We start from the raw sequence: 24608 nt of genomic DNA on the forward strand, positions 1-24608 counted from the left end.
GCCGGTCGTACCTCGCAGTTCCCGGCGGCGGCGCCGCACGTGGGCGGTGCCCGGCGTCGCCGGGCGCGCACCCAGTAGGCTCGGCGACGATGATCGAGACAATCCTGCCCGCCGATGTCGCCTCCGCCGAGTTGCTCGACTATCCGGAGGATCTGAAACCGCATCCCGCCGAGGAGCACCTCATCGCGAAATCGGTGGACAAGCGGCGACGTGATTTCATCGGTGCGCGGCACTGCGCCCGTCAGGCCCTGGCGCAGCTCGGCGAACCGGCGGTGGCGATCGGCAAAGGCGAGCGGGGTGCACCGGTGTGGCCGCGCGGAATCGTGGGCAGCCTCACACATTGCGACGGTTTCCGCGGAGCGGCGCTGGCCCACAAGATGCGCTACCGGTCGATCGGGATCGACGCCGAACCACACGACACCTTGCCCGAGGGAGTTTTCGACTCGGTGAGCCTGCCCGCCGAACGGGAATGGCTGCGCACCAGCGACTCCCCGTTGCACCTCGACCGCCTGCTGTTCTGCGCCAAAGAGGCCACCTACAAGGCGTGGTTCCCGCTCACCACTCGCTGGCTCGGTTTCGAGGACGCGCACATCACCTTCACCGTGGACGAGGCCACCGACAACACCGGCTCGGGGACCTTCCGCTCGCAGCTGCTGGTACCCGGGCAGACCGGTGACGGCGGGTTGCCGCTGACCTCGTTCGACGGGCGCTGGCGGATCACCGGCGGCTTCATCGTCACCGCGATCGCGCACAGCTGATGGCGGATCTGCTGGGCGGTCTGCTGATCGTCGACAAACCGGAGGGCCCGACCAGCCACGATATCGTGGCGAAAACGCGGAAATTGCTGCGCACCAAGAAGGTCGGGCACGCGGGCACGCTCGATCCCATGGCGACCGGGGTACTGGTGCTCGGGGTGGAACGTGCCACCAAACTGCTGGGACTGCTCACCCTCACCACGAAGAGCTATACCGCGACCATTCGCCTGGGCCGGTCCACCACCACCGACGACGCGGAGGGTGAGGTGCTCACCGGCACGGCGGCCGATGGTATCGACGACGCCGAGATCGCGCGGGTAATCGCCACACTCACCGGTGAGATCCGGCAGGTGCCGGCCACCGTGAGCGCGATCAAGGTCGGCGGGGAGCGCGCCTACGCTCGGCACCGGGCCGGCGAAGAGGTGAAACTCGCGGCGCGTCCGGTCACCGTTTCCCGGTTCGAGGTGCTGGCGCGGCGCGACCTTCCGGACGAGGGCCTGGTCGATCTGGATGTAGTGGTCGATTGCTCGTCGGGCACCTATGTGCGCGCACTCGCCCGCGATCTGGGTGCGGCGCTCGGGGTGGGCGGCCATCTGACCGCATTGCGGCGGACCCGGGTCGGTCCGTTCACGCTGGAGCACGCCCGCACGCTGGAGGAGCTGGCCGAGGACCCGGTGCCCGGTTTGGACATCGATGCCGCGGTGGCTCTGTGCTTCCCGCATCGCACGATCGATGCCGCCGAGACGGAGAAACTGCGGGACGGGCGCTGGCTGGAGCCGGTCGGGACAGCGGGGGTATACGCCGCCCGCACCGCGGACGAGAAGGTGATCGCGCTGCTCCAGGAGAAGGGCAATCGTGCCTCGCCGGTCCTGGTGGTGCGGCCGCGGGGCCTGATCGACTGATCGTCGACAGTCAGCCGGGGATCGGTTCGGCGGCGGTGTACCGGCCGCGCAGCCGCTGGACCGCGTCGTCCATATGGTCACGCAGGAGCCGGTGTACCCGGGGCGCCGCGGCGGCACCGATCGCCTCGCGCAACGTCACGTGCTCCTGCGCCTGGACCCCCAGGTCCGGGTAGGTGGTCTGCAGGGCGCCCAGGCACATCCGGGTCTCGATCAGCAGTGTGCGCGCCGCCCGGACCAGCCGTGGGCTGCCGGCGGCCGCCACCAGTGCCTCGTGGAACTGCCGGTCGGCATCGGAAACGCCCGCGGCGTCCCCGGCCTCGGCCCGGTCGAGCATGGCCTGCACACTCGGCCCCAGTGCCTCGTAGGCGATCTCCCGGCGGCCGTCGAGGATGAGGGTGAGCGCTCCGCCTTCGATGGCGGTGCGCGCACGGTAGATATCGACCACATCGGCGAGAGTCAGCTCGATGACGAAGATGCCGCGATTTCGGATACTGCGCAGCAATCCTTCCGACACCAGGCGCTGCATGGCTTCCCGGACCGGCCCCCGGGAGACCCCGAACTGCGCGGCCAGATCGGCCTCGCCCAGCTGGGCGCCCGGTTCCAGCGCGCCGCGCACGATCGCCTCGCGTAGTTTGTCCGCGATCACTTCGGCGGTGGACCGCTGATCGACCGGTTCGAAATCAACCACCGACATGTTCAGACCCTTCCGCGAACAATGCGCCCAGCGACGACGATATCGGGGTTGCGCCGACGAGCCGCAATCCTTCCCAGATGGTGACCTGGTTCGCGGTGAGCACCGGTTTGCCCAGCGCTTCTTCCAGCCGCGGCAGTACCTCGAGCGTGTGCATGGCGGTATCGGGGATCAGTAGTGCCTGCGCGTCGGGGTGGTCGTTCGCGACGGCGAGTTCGAGTACCTGCTCGCCGGTGAGCGTGCCGACCTCCGCCGCGGTTTCGATACCCGCGCTCCGGAACGCGACGACCTCGATCCCGGCGTCGGCCAGGAAATCGGCGAACAGCCGTGCGACCTCGTCCGGGTAGCTCGCCGCCACCGCCACCTTGCGCACACCGAGCGCTCGGGCCGCCGAGACGAAGGCCCAGCTGGTGCTGGAGGCGGGTACGCCCGCGGCGTCCGCCAGCCCGCGAACCTGTTCGCGGGCCCCGTCCGGGCCGAAGACGAAACTGCCCGAGGTGCAGGCCCAGACGACCGCGTCGGGTTGCCGGGCGGCGAGCTGCTCGGCTCCGTGCCGGAGTTTGTCCGGGCTGCCCAGATCCAGCAACTCGGGGATCGCGTGCAGGTCGGTGCCATAGATATGGGCCACCGGCAGCCGGACGCCGAGCAGCGTTTCCGCGCGTGGGTAGTCGTCCTCGGCGGCGTGGTCGGGATAGATGAAACCGATCGTGGGTGCCGTCATGGGTTCTCCGTTCCTGGATCGGGTTCTGCCGGGGTCCGGCATGGTCAGAACACCTCCAGCAGCCATCGGCCGGGGCCCATCATGGGCAGTTTCATCCGGCCGAGACAGGCCCACATGGTGAGCTGGTTGGCGGTGAGAATCGGCTTGCCCAACGCCTTTTCCAGAGGTTCGATGATGTCGTAGGTGGGCAGGTTGGTGCAGCTGACGAAAATGGCCTCGGCCTGTGGGTCGTCGGCGCCGATGATCCGTTCGGCGATGGTGCGGTAGTTGACTTTCCAGATACCGCCGCCCAGGCCCAGGTGTTCGGAACGGACCACTGTGCACCCGGCCTCGTCGAGGAAATCGCGCAGTTTGCCGGTGAGCACTTCGTCGTAGGGGGTCATGATCGAGATCCGGCCGATGTCGAGATGGCGGACGGCCTCGAGCAGCGCGCCGGAGGTGGTGACGGCGTTCGCGGCCCCGGCGCGGCAGATGGTGTCGCGCAGCGAGCGTTCGTAGTCGATGCCCTTGATGAAACTGCCCGAGGTACACAGATAGGCGACGACCTCGGGTTCGACATGCAGCACATTGCGCGTGGCTGCGGTCAGATGCACCGCGTCGGAGACCAGTTCGGCCATGGCCAGCGAGACCGGCACCGGTTCGTACGGTGTCCGGGCCAGGTGCAGGCTCACCTCCAGCGGTGCCCAGCGCCAGAGTTCGCGCTCGAGCGCCAGATCGAACGGTGCGATGACACCGATGCCCCGCTGCGCGACCGGGCCCTCCATATCGGGAAAATCGAACTCCACTGCGGCCCCTCTCGCACTCAGCCGGGAAGACCTCCGAGAACGATCGGATTGTTGACAATCATACGATGTGACCATACCGTGTCAATATGGAATCGGGACCGATTGTCACCGTTGTGCACAGTGGCCGTCCGCCCGATCCGGCCCTCATGGCGCCGGTGAGTGCGCGGGCCACTGTGCGGTACACCGACTCCGCCGGATTGGCGGACGCGCTACCCGGCGCCCAGGTGCTCTTCGTCCACGACTTCCAGACGCGCGCGCTACCCGCCGCGTGGCCGGCGGCCGATCGGCTGCAGTGGATCCATGTCGCCGCGACCGGTGTCGATACCGTGCTGTTCCCCGAAGTGTGCGCAAGCGACGTGGTCGTCACCAACACCCGGGGCGTTTTCGACACCGCGATCGCCGAGTACGTCCTCGGACAGATCCTCGACTTCGCCAAGGATCTCACCGGCTCTCACCGCTTACAGCAGCAACAGATTTGGCAGCACCGCGAATCCGAGCGTATCGCGGGCGCCACCGCGCTCGTCGTCGGCACCGGGGCGATCGGCCGGGCCATCGCCGGACTGCTGCGCGCCACCGGGATGCGGGTACGCGCGGTCGGTCGCCGGGCTCGCCACGCCGATCCGGATTTCGGCGTCGTGACCACCGATCTCTACTCCGAATTGCCCTGTGCCGATTATGTGATCGCCATCGCCCCGCTCACCGACCGCACCCGGCATATGTTCGATGCCCGCGCGTTCGGCGCCATGAAACCCCACGCCCGCTTCATCAATGTGGGCCGCGGCGAACTCGTGGTGACCGACGACCTGGTCGCCGCCCTGCGTTCGGGTGGAATCGCCGGCGCCGCGCTGGACGTGGTGGACCCGGAACCGCTACCGTCCGGCCATCCGCTGTGGACCCTGCCCACCGCGCGGATCACACCGCACAATTCCGGTGACTTCATCGGCTGGCGCGCCGAGATGGTTTCCGCGTTCGCCGCCAACTTCGACCGCTGGTCGACCGGCCGTCCGCTGGACAATGTCGTCGACAAAACGCTCGGGTACGTGCCCGGCTGAAGGAGGGCCCAAGATGAGCCGACCCGAGACCCCGCGACCGACCGACCCTGTCGAGATGACCGCGGTGGAACTGGTCTCGGCCTATGCCGCCGGGACGCTGTCCCCGGTCGAAGCGACCGAGGCCGTACTCGCGGCCATCGCCGCCCGCGATGCCGATATCAACGCCTATTGTCTCGTCGATCCCGACCGGGCGTTGGTGCAGGCCAAGGAATCAGAGGCCCGCTGGCAATCCGGGCACGTCCGCGGCCTGCTCGACGGTGTACCGATCTCGATCAAAGACATCTTCCTCACCGAGGACTGGCCCACCCGGCGCGGCTCGCTAAGCATCGGCCCGGAGGGTCCGTGGCCGGTGGACAGTCCTGTCGCCGCGCGGGTGCGGGAGGACGGGATGGTGATGGTCGGGAAGACGACCACACCCGAGATCGCCTGGAAGGGCGTGACGGACAGTCCGCTCACCGGGATCACCCGCAACCCCGTCGACCCCACCCGGACCGCGGGCGGATCCTCCGGCGGTAGCGCCGCGGCGGTCGCCGCCGGGATGGGTCCGGTTTCGGTGGGTACCGACGGCGGCGGCAGCGTGCGCATCCCGGCCGCGTTCTGCGGCATCGTCGGATTCAAACCCACCCACGGCCGCATCCCGCTGTATCCGGCCAGCCCTTTCGGCCCGCTCGCCCACGGCGGGCCGCTGACCCGCACGGTCGAGGACGCGGCACTGCTGCTCGATATTCTCTCCCTCCAGGATCCACGCGATCCCACCGCGCTCGCGCCCACGCTGACCACCTTCCGCGGCCAGATCCAGCGCGATGTCCGTGGCGTGACCGCCGCCTATTCGCCGACGCTGGGCTACGTGCGGCCAGATCCGGAAGTCGAGGCGATCGTGTCGGGGGCCGTGGACGCACTCGAGACCGCCGGGCTGCGTGTCTCGGTCACCGACCCCGGTTTCCCCGACCCGCGCGACGCCTTCGACGTGATGTGGGCCGCGGGGGCCGCGGCGATGCTGGCGACCTTCCCGGCGGGTGCGCGCGAGAACGCCGACCCCGGCCTGCGTCGGGTCTGGGAACACGGTGAAACCCTCACCGCGACCGACTATCTCGACGCCCGCGCGGTGGCCGCCCAGGTGGCGATCACCATGGGGACGTTCCACACCGCCTACGACATTCTCCTCACGCCCACGGTGCCGATCACTGCGTTCGAAGCCGGCCATGACGTGCCACCCGGCAGCGATATGTCGGATTGGCCGGATTGGACGCCCTACACCTACCCGTTCAATCTCACCCAGCAGCCCGCGCTCAGCATTCCGGCCGGGCGAACGCGCGACGGTATGCCGGTGGGGTTGCAGATCGTCGGCCCCCGGCACTCCGATGATCTGGTTCTCGCGGTAGGGCGGTTCGCGGAGGCGGTGTTGTCCGCGCGCTGAACGAGCAGGCCGCGATATGCCGTGCCGATCATTCTGGTGCGGTCGAGCCACTATGGCGATTATCGCAGCGATGCGACCAGTGTGAGCAACCCTGTGGCCAGGGCTCTGGTCGAGATCAGGCGCTCTTCGACCCGCTTGACCAGGAGTGAGTCCGAAGGCTTCGCCGATATGGGCACGGGTGCGTCCGAGTTCGTCCTGCGGGGGCCGGGCGAGAAGACGGAGCGGCACCGGACGACGTGGACTTCCCGTCCCCGAGTGAACTCGCCGCACTGGTCGGCGACGATCCCGGCCTCGGAAAGACTCCGATGGCGGGATCGACCTGGCACGGGGTGAAGCTGCTCGGGTGAGGCGGGCAGTCCACCCGGGCGTTGTCTTCGACCGAGTTCACGCTGCTGCGGTATTTCATGGTGAACGCGGGCACGGTGCTGCCCCTGATATGTACCGTCCGCGCGCTCGGTGCCTAGGTGGCCTCCGGCTCTCGGGCCCGGGCGAAGGCGAGGGTTTCGCCGGCCACCCCGTGCAACCAGAGGGCGTTGCAGGCGGTGGCCAGTTCCGGCAGGCCCTCCTCGATGGTGGCGAAGACATTGCCGGGTACCCAGCCCAGATCGCCGTTGATGAGCAGGTTGTTGCGACCGTAGAACACGGCGAGATCGGTGGCGCCCTGATCGTGGTGGGCGGTCGACCCGGGTTCGTACCCATAGGCCGGATTGCCGATCTCCCAGGGCTCGAAGTCGAACAGGCAGACATCACCCGGGATCGGGGTGACCGTGGGATTCTCCCGGCGCGGGGCGCCGGGGATCCGGGGCACCAGCGTGTACAGCTCGTTGCGAGCGTATTTGGCGTGGAAGGCATCCCCTTCCTGAGGGAGGGCCTCCCATACCGCGGCGCAGGTACGTGGCGCCTCGTCGTCGAGGAGACGGGCACGGCAGGTGAGTCCGGTCTTGGTGAGGGTGATCGTGATGTAGCGGGCCATCGATCCGTCCTGGGCGTCGTACGGGTGGGGCCGGCGACGATGCCGGAGATTTCGCGGGTCAGCTGTCCAGTTCGGCGAGGACCTCCGACCAGATGGTCAGGGCGTCGGCGATTTGGGCTTCGGACACGATGAGCGGCGGGATCATCCGCACCACGTTCATATGGGCCCCGCAGGTCAGCAGCAACAGGCCTTTGGCGGCGGCCAGTTGCTGTGCGGCAGTGGCGGTTTCCCGGTCTGGGGTGCCGTCGGGGGTGGTGAATTCCGAGCCCACCAGCAGGCCGAGACCCCGGACGTCGCCGACGGCTTTCGTTTCGGCCGCGCGCACACCGGCCAGCAGCTGTTCACCGCGGACCGCCGCGTTCGCGACCAGCCCTTCCGACTCGATCACCTCCAGGGTGGCCAGTGCGGCCGCGCAGGCCACGGCGTTACCGCCGTAGGTGCCGCCCTGCGATCCGGGCCAGGCCTTGCCCATGAGCTCGGCCGAGGCGGCGATTCCGGAGATGGGGAAGCCGCTGGCCAGACCTTTCGCCATGGTGATCACATCGGGGCGGACGTCGAAATGCTGATGACCGAAGAATTTTCCGGTGCGGCCGAAGCCGGTCTGGATCTCGTCGAAGACGAGCAGGATGCCGTAGCGGTCGGCGCGTTCGCGCAGCCCCTGGAAGAACTCGCGCGTGCCGGGAATGTAGCCGCCCTCGCCGAGTACCGGCTCCACGATGAACGCGGCTGTTTCCGCGGGGGAGGTGAGGGTGGCGAAGATGTAGTCGAGTTCGCGCAGCGCGAAGGCGGTGGCCTCGGCTTCGGTCCAGCCGTACCGGAAGGCGGTGGGGAAGGGCGCCACATGCACACCCGACATCAGGGGGCTGAAACCGGCCGAGAAGCGGGTGCCGGAGGTGGTCATGGTGGCGGCAGCGACGGTGCGGCCGTGGAAACCGCCGTGGAAGACGATCACATTGGGCCGGCCGGTGGCCTGCCGGGCAAGCCGCAGTGCCGCTTCCACGGCTTCGCTACCGGAGTTGGAATAGAAGACCGAGTCGAGTCCCTCGGGCAGCACCGTGCCCAGACGTTCGGTCAGTTCCAGCATCGGGCGGTGCATCACGGTGGTGTACTGGCCGTGGATCAGCTTGCCGACCTGTTCCTGAGCCGCCGCGACGACCCGGGGATGGCAGTGGCCCGTACTGGTGACGCCGATACCGGCGGTGAAGTCGAGAAACCGGCGGCCGTCGACGTCGTAGAGGTAGCAACCGGCGCCGTGATCGACGGTGACCGGTGTGGCCTGTTTCAGGATCGGGGAAAGTTCGGCCATGATGTTCCGCCTCCCGGGACAGTCGGTGCGGCGCGCCGGACCGACGGGTGTGCGAGGCCGAGTGGAAGCCACTCGGAAAATTGTCGGATTGTTGACAATATGAATAGCACGGCGGCGCTGCCCGCGGCAATGGTTACGCCGTGCGCGTCGGTTGTCTATCTCCTCCGCCGGCCTGTCGTGGTCCCGGCGTGTCGCACGGCGATCCACTCTGTGCGCCCCGGTCGTCCGGTGGGGCCGGGGCGCGCCCTGATCACTCTCGGAGCCAGATGGCCTCGGCGGCGATACTGCCCAGATCTGTCACCGATTCCTCACGCCCGATCCGCACCGCGATGGTGCCCGCGAAATCTCGCCGCTCCACCACGACGATCACCGTGTCCAGGGAGATGCCCACCGAATCGAAATACCGCAGCATCTCCGGATCGGAATCGGAGATACGGGCCACCCGACCCGACTCGCCGGCCTCGAAATCGATCAACCGGCGCGCGGGCGGAGTGGGCACCGCACCGTCCACCGACGGGATCGGGTCGCCGTGCGGATCCCGGTCCGGGAAACCGAGTTTCGCGTCGATCCGGGCCATCAGCAGATCCGAGACCGCGTGTTCGAGGATCTCCGCCTCGTCGTGCACCTCGTCCCAGCCGTAACCCAGCTCGCTCACCAGGAAGGTTTCGATCAGGCGGTGCCGGCGCACCATATCGATGGCGGCGCGGCGGCCCTCCTCGGTGAGGGTGATGGATCCGTAGCGGGCGTGCTCGACCAGGCCCTGGTCCGATAGTTTGCGCACGGCCTCCGACACCGTCGACGCGGAAACGCCGATCCGCTCGGCGAGCAGTTTGGTGCTCACCCGTTCTTGTGACCACTCCTGGGCGGTCCAGATGACTTTCAGATAGTCCTGGGCCACCGACGACAGCCCCGGAGCGACCGATTCCCCGGCGTCGGCGAGGTCCCGTCGGGTGGCGATATCTCGTTTTCCGGGCACAATCACGAGCTTAAGCATTCCCTGGGCGATCTACCTAGATGGCGCTGTCGGGCGGAGTCCATCCATAGCCGGCGCATGGCCGGAGCGCAAGCGAAGGTACCCACCGTGCGCAGTCTCCGGGAAACCCGGCGTTCGCCCGGATGTTGCGCAGTCGAACACCGGTCGCACCCGAATACGGTACGGCCGCATGTTTGCGTAGGCTTGGCGTCTGTGCAGAGGTGGCGAAGTCTCGACGACGTACCCGCGGACTGGGGGCGGTGCGTTCTCACGATCGGCGTGTTCGACGGTGTTCATCGCGGACACGCGCAGTTGATCAGCCGTGCGGTGAAGTCCGCTGCCGCGCGTGGTGTCCCGGCGGTACTGATGACTTTCGATCCGCACCCCATGGAGGTGATCCGGCCCGGTTCCCATCCCGCGCAGCTCACCACGCTCACCCGCCGCGCCGAACTCGCCGAGGAACTGGGCGTCGACGTCTTCTGTGTCATGCCCTTCACCCACGACTTCATGAAGCTCACCCCGGGCGAGTACGTGCACGACCTGCTGGTGGAGCGGTTGCATGTCAGCGAAGTGGTGGTCGGCGACAACTTCACCTTCGGTAAGAAGGCCGCGGGCACCGTGGACACCATGCGCGAGCTCGGCGGCCGGTTCGGCTTCGAGGTCGACGGGGTCACGTTGCTGGGCGAACACGCCGTCACCTTCTCCTCCACCTACATCCGCGCCTGTGTAGATGCCGGCGATATGGCCGCCGCCGCCGAGGCGCTGGGCCGTCCGCACCGGGTCGAGGGTGTGGTGGTGCGCGGCGACGGTCGCGGCCGCACGCTGGGTTTTCCCACCGCCAATGTCGCGCCGCCCATGCATGCCGCCATCCCGGCCGACGGGGTCTACGCGGGATGGTTCACCGTGCTGGGCCCCGGGCCGACCATCGGCACCGTGACTCCAGGGGAGCCCGTGATGGCCGCCATCTCGGTCGGCACCAACCCCACTTTTTCCGGGCGGGCCCGTACGGTCGAGGCCTATGTCCTGGACCGCGAGGCCGATCTCTACGGGCAGCACGTGGCCGTGGATTTCGTGGATCATCTGCGCGGTATGCGGAAATTCGATTCGGTCGACGAACTGGTCGCGGTCATGGGCCGGGACGTGGACACGACCCGCAAGGTCCTCGGTTCCGGAAGCTGATCGCGGCCCGGCGCGGGTGGGTGGGATCGGCTCGGGTAAGGTGGCCCGTCGGGTCTGCTGCGGTCCGCGGCGGCGCCCCACCCGGTTATCCGGCCGGACCACGACGGTGCACGCCTCGGGCGAGCCCGCCGGTGGCGCGGTCACCGGGCCAATTGCGCGCGGAACTGAGAAATAGGAGTGGATGCCCCATGGCGTTGACCACCGAGCAGAAGAAGTCGATCCTCGCGGAGTACGGTCTGCACGAGACCGACACCGGTTCGCCGGAGGCGCAGATCGCGCTGCTGTCGAAGCGGATCTCCGAGATCACCGAGCACCTCAAGGTGCACAAGCACGATCACCACACCCGGCACGGTCTGATGGCGCTGATCGGCCGCCGCAAGCGGCTGTCGAAGTACCTGCAGGACAAGGACATCAACCGGTACCGCAGCCTGATCGAACGCCTCGGCCTGCGCCGCTGATCGATCTTGAACACGCCCGGTTCCACGAGCCGGGCGGTACGTATGCCGACGGGGCGCATACAATCGCCTCGTCGGCATTTTCGTGTACCGGGTAGCCGGGCACGGAACGACAGAACCAGCCGTGCACACCCGCGCTCGTGGCGTCGGTCTTCGGTAGTGGCTTTTCGGCCCGGACACAGATGCGCCGGAGAGCTTCGATCGATGACCGCCTCCGCGTCGCCGGCTCCAAGGGGAGCCCGGCCGGGTGTACGCGCCGCAGCACGAATACGGCCACCGCTGACCCCGACGGTCACCGCGGTTCCGCCGACGCGCCGCGTTCGAACCTGGTACGGCTGACACAGCCGGATCGCGCCACTTCGGCGCCTGGATCCGGCGAGACGAGAGGTTGAGAACAGAGATATGCCAGAAACGATTGAACGCTCGAACAGCTCGGCCATCGAGGTCGAACCGGGTGTTTTCGAATCCGTCGCGTTGATCGACAACGGCGCCTTCGGCACCCGCACGATTCGCTTCGAAACGGGCCGGCTCGCGAAACAAGCCGCCGGATCGGTCGTCGCCTACCTGGACGACGAGACCATGCTGCTGTCGGCGACCACCGCCGGTAAGCACCCCAAGGACCAGTTCGATTTCTTCCCGCTGACCGTCGATGTCGAAGAGCGGATGTATGCCGCGGGCCGGATCCCCGGTTCGTTCTTCCGGCGTGAAGGCCGCCCCTCCACCGACGCGATCCTGACCTGCCGCCTGATCGACCGGCCGTTGCGTCCGTCGTTCGTCGACGGCCTGCGCAACGAGATCCAGGTCGTGGTGACGGTGCTGAGCCTGGATCCGAAGGATCTCTACGACGTGGTCGCGATCAACGCGGCTTCGGCGTCCACCCAGATCGCGGGTCTGCCGTTCTCCGGGCCGGTCGGCGGCGTGCGGGTCGCGCTGATCAACGATCCGGCGGCCGGGACCGCCGCCGGTGGCCAGTGGGTGGCCTTCCCGACCAACGAGCAGCTGGAGAAGGCTGTTTTCGATATGGTCGTGGCCGGCCGGGTCACCGGAACCGGTGATGTCGCGATCATGATGGTCGAGGCCGAGGCCACCGAGAACGTCATCGCCCTGATCGACGGTGGCGCCCAGGCGCCGACCGAGACCGTGGTCGCCGAGGGCCTCGAGGCCGCCAAACCGTTCATCGCGCGGCTGTGCCGGGCCCAGCAGGACCTCGCCGCGCTGGCGTCCAAGCCCACCGAAGAATTCCCGCTGTTCCCGCCCTACGCCGACGACGCCTACGCCGCCGTCGACGAGGCCGCGAACGCGCCGCTTTCGGAGGCGCTGGGCATCGCCGGTAAGCAGGAGCGCGAAGAGAAGATCGACGAGATCAAGCTCGACGTGCTGTCGCGGCTGGGCGAGGCGTTCGAGGGCCGGGAGAAGGAACTGGGCGCCGCGTTCCGCTCGGTCACCAAGAAGCTGGTCCGCCAGCGTATCCTCACCGACGGTTTCCGGATCGACGGTCGTGGTCTGGCCGATATCCGGGCGCTGTCGGCCGAGGTCGCCGTGGTGCCGCGGGCACACGGTTCGGCGCTGTTCGAACGTGGTGAAACCCAGATCATGGGTGTGACCACCCTCGATATGGTCAAGATGGCGCAGCAGGTCGATTCGCTCGGCCCGGAAACCTCCAAGCGCTATATGCACCACTACAACTTCCCGCCGTACTCCACCGGTGAGACCGGTCGCGTCGGTTCGCCCAAGCGCCGCGAGATCGGCCACGGCGCGCTGGCCGAGCGGGCGCTGATCCCGGTGCTGCCGAGTCAGGAAGAGTTCCCCTACGCGATCCGGCAGGTGTCGGAGGCGCTGGGCTCCAACGGTTCGACCTCCATGGGTTCGGTCTGCGCATCGACCCTGTCGCTGCTCAACGCCGGCGTGCCGCTCAAGGAGCCGGTCGCCGGTATCGCCATGGGCCTGGTGTCGGACACCGTCACCAACTCCGCCGGTGCGCAGGAGGTCCGCTATGTGGCGCTGACCGATATCCTCGGCGCCGAGGACGCCTTCGGCGATATGGACTTCAAGGTCGCCGGAACCCGGGGCTTCGTCACCGCCCTGCAGCTCGACACCAAGCTCGACGGTATCCCCTCGCAGGTGCTGGCCGGTGCGCTGAGCCAGGCGCACGACGCCCGCACCACCATTCTGGACGTGATGGCCGAGGCCATCGCCACCCCGGACGAGATGAGCCCTTACGCCCCGCGGGTCACCGCCATCAAGATCCCGGTCGACAAGATCGGCGAGGTGATCGGGCCCAAGGGCAAGATGATCAACCAGATCACCGAGGACACCGGCGCCAACATCTCCATCGAGGACGACGGCACCGTGTTCGTCGGCGCCACCGACGGCCCCTCGGCGCAGGCGGCGATCGACGCGATCAACGCGATCGCCAATCCGCAGCTGCCCAAGGTCGGCGAGCGGTTCCTCGGCACCGTGGTCAAGACCACCGCATTCGGGGCGTTCGTCTCGTTGCTGCCGGGGCGTGACGGTCTGGTGCACATCTCCAAGCTGGGTAACGGTAAGCGTGTGGCCAAGGTCGAGGACGTGGTGAACGTCGGCGACAAACTGCGCGTGGAGATCGCCGATATCGACAACCGCGGCAAGATCTCGCTGGTTCCCGTCGACGAGACCGCCGACGAGGCGCCCGCCGATGCGGACGCGGCGCCGACCGAGTAGTACTGGTCGGGTGACGGAGCAGAAAACGACGACCCCCCTGCGCCCCAGCGGGCAGGGGGGTCCGTCATCGGTGTGGCGGATCGGCGAAACAGTCGATATCGACCACGGAGTACGGCGTACCGTCCTGCCGGGTGGTCTGCGCGTGGTGACCGAGCATGTACCCGGCGTGCGTTCGGCGTCCGTCGGCGTATGGGTGGGGGTCGGTTCGCGCGACGAGGGCCCGACCGTTGCCGGCGCCGCGCATTTCCTGGAACACCTGCTGTTCAAGGCCACGCCGAGCCGTTCGGCGCTGGATATCGCCGAGGCCATGGATGCCGTCGGCGGCGAACTCAATGCGTTCACCGCCAAGGAGCAGACCTGCTACTACGCCCATGTGGTGGACGAGGATCTGCCGCTGGCGGTGGATCTGGTCACCGATGTGGTGCTCAACGGGTTGTGCCGGGCGGCCGATGTCGATGTGGAACGACAGGTCGTGCTGGAGGAGATCGCGATGCGCGACGACGATCCGGAAGATCTCGTCGGCGACGCCTTCCTCACCGCGCTGTTCGGCGATCATCCGATCGGCCGGCCGATCATCGGCTCGGTGGAATCCATCGAAGGGATGCGCGCGGGCCAGCTGCGGTCCTTCCACCAGCGCCGCTATACCCCCGACCGGATGGTCGTCGCGGTCGCGGGCAATATCGAGCACGAGCACACCGTGGAACTGGTACATCGTGCGGTCGCCGGCCGGCTCGACCCCGGCGCACTGCCCGCGCCGCGGCGCGAGGGCCGGTTCCGTACCCGGCACGAGCCGAGGCTGACCTGGTCCAACCGGGACAGCGAACAGGCGCATCTGGTGTTCGGGGTGCGGGCCTACGGCCGCCACGAGGGACAGTTGCGGTGGCCGCTGTCGGTGCTCAACACGGTGGTCGGCGGCGGCCTGAGCTCCCGGCTGTTCCAACGGATCCGGGAGGAACGCGGGCTCGCCTACTCGGTGTACTCCAGCGTGGACACCTTCGCCGATACCGGCGCGTTCTCGGTGTACCTGGGCTGTCAGCCGGAGAATCTCGGCGAGGTGGCGACGCTGGCGCGCGGGGTGCTCGAGGAGATCGCCGCGGACGGTATCACCGACGCCGAATGCGCCCGGGCCAAGGGTTCGCTGCGCGGCGGGCTGGTACTGGGGCTGGAGGATTCGGCGTCCCGGATGAACCGGATCGGCCGCAGTGAGCTCAGCTACGGTAACCACCGCAGCGTGTCCGAGACGCTGGCCCGGATCGACGCGGTGACCACCGAGGAGGTCGGCGAGGTCGCGGCGGCATTGCTGTCCCGGCCGTTCGCCGCCTCGGTGGCGGGGCCGTATCAGCGGGTACGTGATCTCCCGGCGCCGGTCCGGCGGCTGGCCGCGAGCTGAAACGAGGCGGTTCGACACCCGAAGCGGCATCCGGGGTGTTCGTGACCGTGGAACGCGGCGGCCGCGGTGGCGTGCCGCGGCTGCTCGGGTGCCGTTCTCCCGGGGAATGGCCGGCGGGGTAGCGCTGTGGTGGCGAGCCGGCCACGTCGTTGCGGTCGACGTCAGTCGTCTCGGCGGGGGGCCGCGCGATTGGCGGCGCCGACCACGGAGTCCAGCAGGCCGGGCAGGGCCCGGTCGAGGTCGCCGGTGCGGAGTCGCTGGTGGGTCTGTCCGTCGATCATCAGGCGCTCGATGACACCCGCTTCGCGCAACACCTTGAAATGGTGTGTGGCGGTGGACTTGTTGATGACCTCGTAGAGGGCGGCGCAGCGTACGGCGTCGTCCGCGTTGTGCAGGCGGCGGACCATTTCCAGGCGCACCGGGTCCTGGAGTGCGGCCAGGACCACGGGGAGCGGGGCCACCGGGGTCGGGGTATCCGTGGTCGGTGTGGTCTGCGTCATGATCTACTCGCTCGGGTTTGATGATCATCGAACCTGGGTTTAGGCTCGATGCAGTTCGATCAACGTCAAACTTACCTGTTTCGGGGTTCTCATGGCAGCGACAGCGGCGGTACTCACCGACGACGCAACGATCCAACCCTGGGCCTACGGTCTGGTCCTCGGCGCGACAGGGGTCGCTCTCGGGGTTTCCGGCGTCCCGGCCCCGCTCTACGGCCTCTACGAACAGCAGTGGCATCTCTCCCCACTGACCACCACCGTCGTCTTCGCGGTCTACGCGATCGCGGCCCTCGGCGCCGTCCTCGTCTCGGGCCGGATCTCCGATGTGGTCGGGCGTAAACCCGTCCTGCTCGGGGCGTTCGCGGTGATGATCGCCGGTCTGGTGGTGTTCGTCCTCGCCGATACCGTGCCCATGCTGCTGCTCGCCCGCGCCCTGCACGGGATGGCCGTGGGCGCCACCGTGGTCGCGGGTGCGGCGGCGTTGCTCGACCTGCGACCGCATCGCGGCGCGCGCTCGGGTCAGCTCACCGGCGTCGCGTTCAATGTGGGCATGGCGGTGGCCATCATGGGCTCGGCATTACTGGCCCAGTACGCACCCCACCCGCTGCGCACACCGTATGTCGTGATCAGCATCGTCTGCCTGCTCGTCACCGCCGGGGTGCTGGCGCTGCGGGAACCACACGCAGCGCGGGTCGCCGGCCGGATCCGCATCGCCCGCCCTGCCGTACCCCGCGAGATCCGCGCGGACTTCTGGTTCGCGGCGATGGGGGTCATGGCGGCGTGGTCGGTACTCGGCGTGCTGTTGTCGCTGTATCCGTCGCTGGCCGCGCAGCAGACCGGGATCCACAACCTCGTGTTCGGCGGTGTCGTGGTGGCGGCGACCGCGACAGCGGCCGCGGTCGTCCAGTTGTTCGCCACCGCGATCCCGGCCCGGCGCGCGGCCATCGGCGGCGATATCGGAATGGCCGTCGCCCTCGGCCTGACCGTGCCCGCGCTCAGCACGCACAACTGGGTCGCGGTGCTGGCGGCCGGTGTCGTGCTCGGTGCCACCTTCGGTCTCGGGTTCGGCGGCTCGCTGCGCCACCTCTCGCATGTGGTGCCCGAACACCGGCGGGGCGAGACCATGTCGGCCTACTACCTGCTCGCCTACACCTCCATGGCGCTGCCGACCATCCTCGCGGGCTGGGCGGCCACCACCTGGGGTCTGCACACGGTGTTCCCCTGGTTCGTGGGCGTGGTCGCGGTGGCCTGCCTGGGCGCCGCGACGCTGGGATTGCGCCGCGGCGCCCGGTAGAGGGCTACGCCGGCCATCCCCCGTAGGGGACCGTGATCAACTCCAGGTAGTGACCGTTGGGATCGAGGAAGTACACCCCGCGCCCGCCGTCGTTGTGGTTGATCCGGCCCGCGGCTTTCTGTTGCGGGTCGGCCCAGTGCTCGAGACCGTAGCGCTGGATCTTGGCGTAGGCGGCGTCGAACTCCTGCTCCGAGACCAGGAACGCGTAGTGCTGGCCTTGGATCTCGGTGATGTGCGGCGGGACGTTCGCGAAATCGAACGTAACCCCGTTGCCGGTGACCAGTGGAATGAAATGGGCCCACGGGGCGCCCGGTTCCACGCCCAGGATATCGCCCCAGAATTCGGCCGATTCCCGGTTGTCACGGCATCCGACAATGGTGTGGTTGAACTGAACGGACAAAGGAATATCTCCTCGGGTCGTGCCGGTCCCGACCCCGGGCTCGGTACAAGGCGGCCAACGGGAGCACCGGCACGGCACCGAGAATAGTCCGAACCGGATCATGATCGAAAACCCAGCGCGGCCTACCGTGGTGACCATGAGAATTCGTGGGGCAGTCCTGGAACGGATCGGCGCGCCGGTGCCGTACGCCGAGTCGGCGCCGATCACCATCAGCGAACTCGATCTCGCCGAGCCGGGGCCCGGCGAGATCCTGGTGCGCATCGAAGCCGCCGGACTCTGCCACTCCGACCTCTCGGTGGTCGACGGCAACCGGGTGCGCCCGGTGCCGATGTTGCTTGGGCACGAGGCCTCGGGCAGAGTCGTCCAGGCCGGACCTGGCGCCGATCTGCCCGTCGGACAGCGGGTCGTCATGACATTCCTGCCGCGCTGCGGCGAATGCGCCGGATGCGCCTCCGGCGGCCGGACCCCGTGTATCCCCGGTAGCGCGGCCAACAACGCGGGCGAACTGCTCGGCGGTGGCCGGCGACTACACCGCGCCGGTGCCGAAGTGCACCACCATCTCGGAGTCTCCGGTTTCGCGACCCACGCGGTGGTGGACCGGCGTTCCGTGGTGCCGGTGGACGACGACGTGCCGCCGGAAGTCGCCGCCGTGCTCGGCTGCGCGGTCCTGACCGGTGGCGGTGCCCTGCTGAACTCGGCGAAACCGGCCGCGACCGACCGGGTCATGGTGGTGGGTCTCGGCGGTGTGGGTATGGCGGCGGTCCTGGTGGCGGTCTCCCTGGGAGTCCGGGAGGTCATCGCCGTCGACACGGTCCCGGACAAGCTGGCGCTGGCCCGCGAACTCGGGGCCGACAGCGCGTACCCGCCCGCCGAAGTCGCCGATCGCGGTATCCAGGCGGAAGTCGTCGTCGAAGCGGTCGGCTCCGCCCGGGCCTTCGAGAGCGCGGTCGCGGCCACCGCGCCCGGCGGTGTCACCGTGACGGTGGGCCTGCCCGCCCCTGATGCCCGCGCGACCATCTCACCTCTGGGTCTGGTGGCCCAGGGCCGCTCGATCGTCGGCAGCTACCTCGGCTCGGCGGTCCCGTCGCGCGATATCCCGGAATACGTCCGGATGTGGCGCGAAGGCCGGCTGCCGGTGGAGAAACTGATCTCCGCCCGGATCGGGTTGGCGGATATCAACAGCGCCATGGACGAACTCGCCGCCGGACACACCCTCCGTCAGGTGATCATCTTCTGAATTGTGTTTATTTGCGGCGCCTGCGGCGCCGCGGGTCGGGGCCCTGTGACCCCGATTCTTCCCTCCTGCGCTCAGTCGGTCCAGAATCGGGGGCGGGCCCCGACCATGGAGGTAGACCGTCCGGGATAGGCAGAAGGTGATGCTGTCGTGCGCTGCGGAACGGGCCACGTGGGTTGGACTGGATAGCGAGCGTTCTGATCGAAGCATCGAGTGCAGAGCCTCTCACCTGATACCGCGACGAATAGGCACACCGACCCGGTGCGGAGTTCAGCGAGGCCCACAAAGGGGCGAGGCCCGTCCCGCCCTTGGCCGGGGGTGCTCAACGGTCGCAATCTCTGGATGGCCCACCGCACATTGCCTGCGGCGAAGCCGCGAGTCTCGGGCGCTGAACGGCGGGACCAAGGGGACCTCGACCCCGCGCCGCCGAAGGCGGCGCAGATAAACACAGTAGGCTCGGATCGCAGTCGACGACGAACAGGGAGTGGCGAGGTGACTGAACCGATTCGGGTTGGCGTTCTGGGAGCACGGGGCAAAGTCGGCCAGGCCATCTGCGCGGCCGTCGAGGCGGCCGCCGATCTCGATCTCGTCGCCGCGGTCGACAAGGACGATTCGCTGAGCCGGTTCGTCGAAACCGGCACCCAGGTCGTTGTCGACTTCACTCATCCCGATGTGGTGATGGGTAATCTGCGGTTCCTGGTGGAGAACGGGATCCACGCGGTGGTCGGGACAACAGGGTTCGACGAGACCCGACTCGATCAGGTGCGGGGCTGGCTGGCGGGGCGGGCGGAGGTCGGGGTGCTGATCGCGCCGAATTTCGCGATCGGCGCTGTGCTGTCCATGCGATTCGCCGAACAGGCCGCCCGGTTCTTCGAATCGGTCGAGGTGATCGAGCTGCATCATCCGAACAAGGCCGACGCGCCGTCGGGTACCGCCTACCGGACCGCCGGGATCATCGCCGAGGCCCGGGAGAAGGCCGGCGCCGGACCGATCCCCGATGCCACCACCAGCGAACTCGAGGGTGCGCGTGGGGCGGAAGTCGGCGGAGTGCGGGTGCATTCGGTGCGGCTGGCCGGTCTGGTGGCGCATCAGGAGGTGCTGTTCGGGACCCAGGGGGAAACGCTCACCATCCGTCACGATTCGATCGACCGCTCGTCGTTCGCGCCCGGTGTCCTGCTCGGGGTGCGCCGGATCGGTTCCCGGCCGGGGCTCACCGTCGGCCTCGACCCGTTCCTCGACCTGTGAGCGATTCCGCCGGTACCTCCGGCCGCGACCGCGAGGTCGTGAAGATCGTCGCAATGGTGGCGGCGCTGGTGCTGGCTCTGGTCTTCTACTTCTTGTGGCTGGGCCGGATCGCGGTGGCGCTGCTGACCTCCGGCGAGGTCGCGGCCATCGCGCTGGGGGTAGGGGTGCTGATCCTGCCGCTGCTGGGGGTATGGATGGTGGTGTCCACCCTGCGGTCGGCGCTGGATCATCAACGGCTGGCCCGCCGGATCCACGACGAGGGCCTGGAACTGGATACCGCGGATCTGCCGCGTCGTCCGTCCGGCCGGATCGAACGCGCGGCCGCCGACGAACTGTTCCTCTCGGTGAAGAAGGAGTGGGAAGCCGACCCCGACAATTGGCGGGTGTCCTACCGGCTGGCGCGTGCCTACGACTGCGCCGGCGATCGTTCCCGGGCCCGCGACACCATGCGCCGCGCGGTGGAACTGGAGAAACGCGAGCGCCGCACCGGAGCCTGAACCGTCGCCGGGAGCCGTTAGGCTCGGCGCTGTGCCGAGGTTGCTGATCGTCCACCACACGCCGTCCCCACATATGCAGGCGATGTTCGAAGCCGTCCTGGCGGGGGCGACCGACCCGGAGATCGAGGGGGTGGACGTGGTCCGCCGGGCGGCATTGGCGCTCACACCCGACGAAATGCTGGCCGCCGACGGCTATCTGCTGGGGACGCCCGCCAATCTGGGCTACATGTCCGGTGCGTTGAAGCACGCGTTCGACACTTGCTATTACCCGTGCCTGGACAGCACCCGTGGTCGGCCGTACGGGCTGTACATCCATGGGAACGAGGGCACCGAAGGTGCCGAACGGGGTGTGGAATCGATAGCCACCGGACTGGGCTGGGTCAAGGCGGCGAATTCGGTCGTGCTGATGGGCAAACCGGCGAAGGACGATCTCGAGCGCTGCTGGGAGCTGGGCGCCACGGTGGCCGCCGGGCTGATGGGCTGATCCCGGCGGATATCGCCGCCCCTGGAATATGGGGCTGACCCCGCGAGCCGCCGACCGCCATACTGCTGGGACAGGGGTCGGGTCGGGGTGACGGGAGTGCAGAGGTGACCAACAGTGTCGCGCAGACGAGTGTGCCACGCCGGATCGGATTGGTGGAGGACCACGAATCGGTGGCGATCGGATTGGCCGCGATGCTCGGACCGGAACCGGATCTGAGGCTGGTCGCGACCGCGACCACGGTCGCCGGACTACTGGAGAGCCCGGAATGCCGTCCGGCAGACGGATGGTCGTTGGACCTGGTCGTACTCGATCTACGGCTCGCCGACGATTCCGTGCCCGAGGACAATGTGCGGGCGTTGCGGGAACACGGTGTCGAGGTGCTGGTGTTCACCGGCGCCGAGAATCCCTATCTGGTGCGTTCCGCGGCGCGGGCGGGAGTACTGGGTGTGCTCCGCAAATCGGCGGATGTGGCCACGGTGGTCGCGGCGGTACGCCGGGCCGCGTCCGGCGAGCAGGTGGTGACCACCGACTGGGCGGCGGCCATCGACGGGGATCCGCAGCTGTCCAGTGTGGGGTTGAGCCCCCGGCAGGAGGAGGTGCTCACCCTCTACGCTTCCGGGGAGAAAGCGTCCCGGGTGGCGCGGTTGACCGGATTGTCGGAGCAGACCGTCAACGACTACCTGGGTCGGATCCGGCAGAAGTACGCCGATGCCGGACGTCCCGCACCCACCAAGACCGACCTGTACAAACGGGCAGTGGAGGACGGTTGGTTGCCGGTCCCCGAACGCCGCCGGTGATGGACACAGCGGCGGCCCCGGCGACCGGCCCGGACGTGACGTGGGATCGGCCGGGCGGCGCGCAGTGGGCCCTGCGCACCGTGCTCGGCCCGCGGCCCGACGCCGGGCGCGACCCGGCCGCCGACCGGGTGCTGCGCGCGTTCGGCCTGGTGATCGGTTTGGTGGGCACGATCGCCGGGTTGTTCGAACTCCCCGAGATCATCGTGCAGTATCGGCTGGTCCCCTGGATCTGGGCCGTGGTGACCGTGCCGGTCGCCTTCGGCCTGCTGCCGGTGCTCGCGGTGGTGTCGCTGGTCGCCGAGGCGCGGGTGATCCGGCCGGTGGCGGGGGCGGCCGCACTCGGCTATCTCACGGCCATGTTCTTGGTGATGGCCTATTTTCCGCAGATCGAGGCGGCGCCGGGGCCGGTCTGGGTGTACCGCCTCCTCGTGATCGGCGTGCTGGCGGCGGCGCTGGCCTGGCCGCCGCTGCTCGCGGGCGGCTATCTGGTGGTGGCCGCGGCGTTGCCGGGCACGGCCCGGTACTTCTCGCTCGACGGCATCTCGTTGCCGCAGGTGCTCGACAGCTTCGCCCGCGACGCGGTCCTGTGCCTGCTGTTCCTGTGGTGTGTGGCGTATGCCCGCCGCGCGGGTGTCCGGGTGGACCGGGAAACGGTGCGGTCCAGTGAACTGGCGGCGGCGGTCGCGGGTGCCGCGGCCCGGGAACGGGAGCGGGCCAGGTTCGCGGCCCTGATCCACGACGCGGTGCTGTCCACGCTGCTGGACGCGTCCCGGGCCGCGGGTCCCTCACCGGTGCTGCGGGCGCAGGCCCAGCGCGCTCTCGATCAACTCGACGAGACCCGGATCGCCGAAGCCCAGCCGGAGGTCCTGGACGCCGATTCGGTGGCCGGATTCCTGCGCTCGGCAGTGCACGAGGTGAGCCGGGACGTCGAGTTCACGGCGCGGCGGGGTGCCGGCGGGGCCACCGTACGGGTGCCGTTACACGCGGCGGGCACGCTGGCCGCGGCACTTGCCGAGGCCACACGCAACAGCCTGCGGCACGCGGCCGTACCCGGCCGCGCCGTCCGGCGCAGTGTGGCGGTCACCGTCGGGGCGGGCGGATTGCAGGTCGTCGTACGCGATGACGGGGCGGGTTTCGATCCGCGGGCCGTTCCGGCGGATCGGCTCGGCCTATCGGTCAGCATCCTGGGCCGGATGCGGCAGCTGTCCGGCGGGGCCGGCTTCGTGGAGTCGGAGCCGGGGAAGGGAACCACGGTGACACTGATGTGGGGCGGCCCGGGGGAGGGCGGCGGTGTCTGAACGGGACAGCGAAACCGAACTGCGCGCACTGCTCGGGATGCGCGGGCGGGCCGGCTGGTTCTTCCTGGCCGGGCTCGCCACGACCATCACGCTGTACATGCTTCCGACGTTCCGCGTCGTACCGCCCGCGCAGGCCGGGCCGGCGCTGGCGGCGCTGCTGGTGGGCGCCGCGATCGCGCTGCTGGCGCCCGGGGAGCCGCTACCGCGGCCCGCCACCGTCGCCGTCCTGGTGGTCGGTCCCGCGGCCGTGGTGTCGACCAATCTGAACGTCTACGACGGGGCGATCCGGGAACCGTGGGCGGCCTTCGCGTTCTCGTATGTGCTGGCCGTGCTCGCGCTCCGCGGCCGGATCGGAGCGGCGTGGTCGGGTGCCGCCGCCGTGGCGGCGACGCTCGCGGTCGCCGATATCGTGCTGGATGTCGGTCTCGGCTCGCTGTTCGTGCCGATCATCGCGCTGTGCACATTGGCCGGGGCCTCGGTGTGCGCATTGATCCTGCGCCCGACGCAACGGTCACTGCGCCTGCTGCACGAGGACGCCGCGATGCGGGCGGCCGCCGAGGCGACCATGGCGGCAGAGCACTCCGAGCGCATTCGTCAGCTCACCCGGTTGGACCGGATCGCGCGGCCGGTCCTCGAACGTATCGCCCGCGGCGCCGAACTCTCCGACGCCGAGCGGGAGCAGTGCCGGCTGCTGGAGGCCGAATTGCGGGACAGCCTGCGCGCCCCGCAATTGATGACCGATCGTCTCGGTGCCGCGGCGCGTGCGGCCCGCTCCCGCGGAGTCGAGGTGCTGTTGCTCGACGATGGCGGCTTCACGGAGGTCCCGGAGGCGATCCGGGCGCAGGTCGTGCGGCTCGCGATCCAGGCTCTGGAGGCCGCCGCCGAGGGCGCGGTGACGGTCCGGGTGCTGCCCGCGGGTCGCCGCACCGTCGCGACAGTGCTGGTCAGCGCCCGCGAAGGTGATCGCCGCACCGATATCGCGGCTTCGGGCGAGGTTCTGGTATCGGATTGAGACCCGCGCTGTGCTGCCGGTGCTAGGACTGCTCGTCGCGTTTGGCGCTGCCGTAGCCGCCACGCATCTGGTCGCGCAGGGCGCCGGACACCACTGCCGACATCCACGAGTTCAACGACTGCCCGCTCTGCGCGGCGGCTTCCTCGGCGCGCGCCTTCACCTGTTCGACCAGGCGCAGGGTGACCCGGCTGATATCGCCGGTCATCTCCTCGAAGCTCGGGTTGTCGCCGGCCGGGGCGCGGCGCACCTCGATATCGGCCTCGGTGCCGTGCAGCGAGACACGCACGGTGCGGTCGCCCAGTTCTGCGCTGACGGTATCGGCGAGCTCGGTGAGGGCCGAGAGCAAGGTCAGCCGGGCCGAGTTCTCCACCGCCCCGGCCAGTGCGGCGGCCATGGCCTGCGTCTTCTCGTCACCCAGGGCGGCGGCGGCCACCAGGTCCTCGCGGATGCGGGCGGTGTATCGGGTCAGATCCATGACACCAGTGTGACGCCATGTTTGATGTCATTCAAGTACGGAAATGACGGCACAATGGCGGTATCATGCTGTCGGC

At 68.8% G+C, this 24608-nt stretch carries 25 protein-coding genes; 16 read left to right on the forward strand and 9 right to left on the reverse strand.

Annotation, left to right across the window (positions count from 1 at the left end):
• Positions 1-89 precede the first annotated feature (89 nt).
• A complete protein-coding gene (gene npt / locus NS4_RS12790) occupies positions 90-758 on the forward strand; it encodes a 4'-phosphopantetheinyl transferase Npt (protein WP_063059740.1) in 669 nt (222 codons plus the stop codon).
• Complete coding sequence (gene truB, locus NS4_RS12795) at positions 758-1657, forward strand: tRNA pseudouridine(55) synthase TruB (protein WP_063059741.1); 900 nt, start codon at positions 758-760, stop codon at positions 1655-1657. The genes npt and truB overlap by 1 nt, the downstream gene beginning before the upstream one ends.
• 10 nt (positions 1658-1667) lie before the next feature.
• On the opposite strand, the gene NS4_RS12800 is transcribed toward truB, so the two are convergent.
• Genes NS4_RS12800 through NS4_RS12810 form a run of 3 tightly spaced genes read right to left on the reverse strand, consistent with a single transcriptional unit; the run spans position 1668 to position 3833 of the window.
• Positions 1668-2351, reverse strand: coding sequence for a GntR family transcriptional regulator (locus tag NS4_RS12800; protein ID WP_063059742.1), 684 nt, complete (start codon positions 2349-2351; stop codon positions 1668-1670).
• A complete protein-coding gene (locus NS4_RS12805) occupies positions 2338-3069 on the reverse strand; it encodes a maleate cis-trans isomerase family protein (protein ID WP_063059743.1) in 732 nt (243 codons plus the stop codon). The genes NS4_RS12800 and NS4_RS12805 overlap by 14 nt, the downstream gene beginning before the upstream one ends.
• 44 nt (positions 3070-3113) lie before the next feature.
• On the reverse strand, positions 3114-3833 hold the full coding sequence (locus NS4_RS12810) for a maleate cis-trans isomerase family protein (RefSeq protein WP_218020341.1): 720 nt from the start codon (positions 3831-3833) through the stop codon (positions 3114-3116).
• A gap of 107 nt (positions 3834-3940) precedes the next feature.
• On the opposite strand from NS4_RS12810, the gene NS4_RS12815 reads away from it, so the two are divergent.
• Together NS4_RS12815 and NS4_RS12820 are read left to right on the forward strand one after the other, a co-directional pair.
• On the forward strand, positions 3941-4906 hold the full coding sequence (locus NS4_RS12815; protein ID WP_063059745.1) for a D-2-hydroxyacid dehydrogenase: 966 nt from the start codon (positions 3941-3943) through the stop codon (positions 4904-4906).
• Positions 4907-4919: 13 nt separating this feature from the next.
• Complete coding sequence (locus tag NS4_RS12820) at positions 4920-6323, forward strand: amidase (protein WP_084487172.1); 1404 nt, start codon at positions 4920-4922, stop codon at positions 6321-6323.
• Positions 6324-6783: 460 nt separating this feature from the next.
• On the opposite strand, the gene NS4_RS12825 is transcribed toward NS4_RS12820, so the two are convergent.
• The 3 genes from NS4_RS12825 to NS4_RS12835 all read right to left on the reverse strand — a co-directional run bounded on the left by NS4_RS12825 (position 6784) and on the right by NS4_RS12835 (position 9596).
• The gene (locus NS4_RS12825; RefSeq protein ID WP_063059747.1) at positions 6784-7296 is read right to left on the reverse strand and encodes a DUF3830 family protein; all 513 of its coding nucleotides are present in this window, start codon (positions 7294-7296) and stop codon (positions 6784-6786) included.
• Positions 7297-7354: 58 nt separating this feature from the next.
• Entirely contained in the window at positions 7355-8602 is a 1248-nt protein-coding gene (locus tag NS4_RS12830) for an aspartate aminotransferase family protein (RefSeq protein WP_063059748.1), read from the reverse strand.
• 250 nt (positions 8603-8852) lie between these two features.
• Positions 8853-9596, reverse strand: a complete 744-nt coding sequence (locus NS4_RS12835; protein WP_084487173.1) for a metal-dependent transcriptional regulator — start codon at positions 9594-9596, stop codon at positions 8853-8855.
• 192 nt (positions 9597-9788) lie between these two features.
• Here NS4_RS12835 and NS4_RS12840 point away from each other — a divergent pair, with 192 nt between their 5' ends.
• The 4 genes from NS4_RS12840 to NS4_RS12855 all read left to right on the forward strand — a co-directional run bounded on the left by NS4_RS12840 (position 9789) and on the right by NS4_RS12855 (position 15299).
• Positions 9789-10754 (forward strand): bifunctional riboflavin kinase/FAD synthetase, encoded by a 966-nt coding sequence (locus tag NS4_RS12840; RefSeq protein ID WP_084487174.1) that lies wholly within the window; start codon positions 9789-9791, stop codon positions 10752-10754.
• A gap of 188 nt (positions 10755-10942) precedes the next feature.
• A complete protein-coding gene (gene rpsO, locus NS4_RS12845; protein WP_063059750.1) occupies positions 10943-11212 on the forward strand; it encodes a 30S ribosomal protein S15 in 270 nt (89 codons plus the stop codon).
• 399 nt (positions 11213-11611) lie between these two features.
• Positions 11612-13909, forward strand: a complete 2298-nt coding sequence (locus NS4_RS12850; RefSeq protein ID WP_063059751.1) for a polyribonucleotide nucleotidyltransferase — start codon at positions 11612-11614, stop codon at positions 13907-13909.
• A complete protein-coding gene (locus tag NS4_RS12855) occupies positions 13884-15299 on the forward strand; it encodes a M16 family metallopeptidase (RefSeq protein ID WP_084487175.1) in 1416 nt (471 codons plus the stop codon). The genes NS4_RS12850 and NS4_RS12855 overlap by 26 nt, the downstream gene beginning before the upstream one ends.
• A 161-nt stretch (positions 15300-15460) precedes the next feature.
• Here the strand turns inward: NS4_RS12855 and NS4_RS12860 are convergent, their stop codons facing one another.
• Positions 15461-15799 (reverse strand): ArsR/SmtB family transcription factor, encoded by a 339-nt coding sequence (locus tag NS4_RS12860; protein WP_051714565.1) that lies wholly within the window; start codon positions 15797-15799, stop codon positions 15461-15463.
• Between the two features lie 91 nt (positions 15800-15890).
• On the opposite strand from NS4_RS12860, the gene NS4_RS12865 reads away from it, so the two are divergent.
• Positions 15891-17090: an MFS transporter gene (locus tag NS4_RS12865; protein WP_063059753.1), complete on the forward strand. Its 1200-nt coding sequence runs from the start codon at positions 15891-15893 to the stop codon at positions 17088-17090.
• Between the two features lie 4 nt (positions 17091-17094).
• Here NS4_RS12865 and NS4_RS12870 read toward each other — a convergent pair whose 3' ends face one another.
• On the reverse strand, positions 17095-17490 hold the full coding sequence (locus NS4_RS12870; RefSeq protein WP_063059754.1) for a VOC family protein: 396 nt from the start codon (positions 17488-17490) through the stop codon (positions 17095-17097).
• 136 nt (positions 17491-17626) lie between these two features.
• Here NS4_RS12870 and NS4_RS12875 point away from each other — a divergent pair, with 136 nt between their 5' ends.
• The 7 genes from NS4_RS12875 (at position 17627) to NS4_RS12905 (ending at position 24057) form a co-directional block, all read left to right on the forward strand.
• Positions 17627-18727, forward strand: coding sequence for an alcohol dehydrogenase catalytic domain-containing protein (locus NS4_RS12875; protein ID WP_063059781.1), 1101 nt, complete (start codon positions 17627-17629; stop codon positions 18725-18727).
• A 489-nt stretch (positions 18728-19216) separates the two neighbouring features.
• Positions 19217-19969 carry a 4-hydroxy-tetrahydrodipicolinate reductase gene (gene dapB / locus NS4_RS12880; RefSeq protein ID WP_063059755.1) on the forward strand — a complete coding sequence of 251 codons (753 nt, stop codon included), beginning with the start codon at positions 19217-19219 and terminating at the stop codon, positions 19967-19969.
• Positions 19970-20022: 53 nt separating this feature from the next.
• On the forward strand, positions 20023-20466 hold the full coding sequence (locus NS4_RS12885; RefSeq protein ID WP_063059782.1) for a hypothetical protein: 444 nt from the start codon (positions 20023-20025) through the stop codon (positions 20464-20466).
• Positions 20467-20497: 31 nt separating this feature from the next.
• The gene (locus NS4_RS12890; protein ID WP_063059756.1) at positions 20498-20950 is read left to right on the forward strand and encodes a flavodoxin family protein; all 453 of its coding nucleotides are present in this window, start codon (positions 20498-20500) and stop codon (positions 20948-20950) included.
• Positions 20951-21054: 104 nt separating this feature from the next.
• Positions 21055-21747 carry a response regulator transcription factor gene (locus NS4_RS12895; RefSeq protein WP_063059757.1) on the forward strand — a complete coding sequence of 231 codons (693 nt, stop codon included), beginning with the start codon at positions 21055-21057 and terminating at the stop codon, positions 21745-21747.
• Positions 21747-23045, forward strand: coding sequence for an ATP-binding protein (locus NS4_RS12900; RefSeq protein ID WP_063059758.1), 1299 nt, complete (start codon positions 21747-21749; stop codon positions 23043-23045). The genes NS4_RS12895 and NS4_RS12900 overlap by 1 nt, the downstream gene beginning before the upstream one ends.
• A complete protein-coding gene (locus NS4_RS12905) occupies positions 23038-24057 on the forward strand; it encodes a DUF8320 family protein (RefSeq protein ID WP_245665333.1) in 1020 nt (339 codons plus the stop codon). Before NS4_RS12900 ends, NS4_RS12905 begins: the two co-directional genes overlap by 8 nt.
• A 22-nt stretch (positions 24058-24079) precedes the next feature.
• On the opposite strand, the gene NS4_RS12910 is transcribed toward NS4_RS12905, so the two are convergent.
• Positions 24080-24532 carry a hypothetical protein gene (locus tag NS4_RS12910; RefSeq protein WP_063059759.1) on the reverse strand — a complete coding sequence of 151 codons (453 nt, stop codon included), beginning with the start codon at positions 24530-24532 and terminating at the stop codon, positions 24080-24082.
• Positions 24533-24608 lie beyond the last annotated feature (76 nt).

It is taken from the genome of Nocardia sienata NBRC 100364 (genome assembly GCF_001613205.1).
Lineage (GTDB): Bacteria > Actinomycetota > Actinomycetes > Mycobacteriales > Mycobacteriaceae > Nocardia > Nocardia sienata.

Coding starts and splice junctions, on each gene's coding strand:
- npt (WP_063059740.1), top strand. CDS start 90: ATGATCGAGACAATCCTGCCCGCCGATGTCGCCTCCGCCGAGTTGCTC.
- truB (WP_063059741.1), top strand. CDS start 758: ATGGCGGATCTGCTGGGCGGTCTGCTGATCGTCGACAAACCGGAGGGC.
- NS4_RS12800 (WP_063059742.1), bottom strand. CDS start 2,351: ATGTCGGTGGTTGATTTCGAACCGGTCGATCAGCGGTCCACCGCCGAA.
- NS4_RS12805 (WP_063059743.1), bottom strand. CDS start 3,069: ATGACGGCACCCACGATCGGTTTCATCTATCCCGACCACGCCGCCGAG.
- NS4_RS12810 (WP_218020341.1), bottom strand. CDS start 3,833: ATGGAGGGCCCGGTCGCGCAGCGGGGCATCGGTGTCATCGCACCGTTC.
- NS4_RS12815 (WP_063059745.1), top strand. CDS start 3,941: ATGGAATCGGGACCGATTGTCACCGTTGTGCACAGTGGCCGTCCGCCC.
- NS4_RS12820 (WP_084487172.1), top strand. CDS start 4,920: ATGAGCCGACCCGAGACCCCGCGACCGACCGACCCTGTCGAGATGACC.
- NS4_RS12825 (WP_063059747.1), bottom strand. CDS start 7,296: ATGGCCCGCTACATCACGATCACCCTCACCAAGACCGGACTCACCTGC.
- NS4_RS12830 (WP_063059748.1), bottom strand. CDS start 8,602: ATGGCCGAACTTTCCCCGATCCTGAAACAGGCCACACCGGTCACCGTC.
- NS4_RS12835 (WP_084487173.1), bottom strand. CDS start 9,596: ATGCTTAAGCTCGTGATTGTGCCCGGAAAACGAGATATCGCCACCCGA.
- rpsO (WP_063059750.1), top strand. CDS start 10,943: ATGGCGTTGACCACCGAGCAGAAGAAGTCGATCCTCGCGGAGTACGGT.
- NS4_RS12850 (WP_063059751.1), top strand. CDS start 11,612: ATGCCAGAAACGATTGAACGCTCGAACAGCTCGGCCATCGAGGTCGAA.
- NS4_RS12855 (WP_084487175.1), top strand. CDS start 13,884: ATGCGGACGCGGCGCCGACCGAGTAGTACTGGTCGGGTGACGGAGCAG.
- NS4_RS12860 (WP_051714565.1), bottom strand. CDS start 15,799: ATGACGCAGACCACACCGACCACGGATACCCCGACCCCGGTGGCCCCG.
- NS4_RS12865 (WP_063059753.1), top strand. CDS start 15,891: ATGGCAGCGACAGCGGCGGTACTCACCGACGACGCAACGATCCAACCC.
- NS4_RS12875 (WP_063059781.1), top strand. CDS start 17,627: ATGAGAATTCGTGGGGCAGTCCTGGAACGGATCGGCGCGCCGGTGCCG.
- NS4_RS12885 (WP_063059782.1), top strand. CDS start 20,023: ATGGTGGCGGCGCTGGTGCTGGCTCTGGTCTTCTACTTCTTGTGGCTG.
- NS4_RS12900 (WP_063059758.1), top strand. CDS start 21,747: ATGGACACAGCGGCGGCCCCGGCGACCGGCCCGGACGTGACGTGGGAT.
- NS4_RS12910 (WP_063059759.1), bottom strand. CDS start 24,532: ATGGATCTGACCCGATACACCGCCCGCATCCGCGAGGACCTGGTGGCC.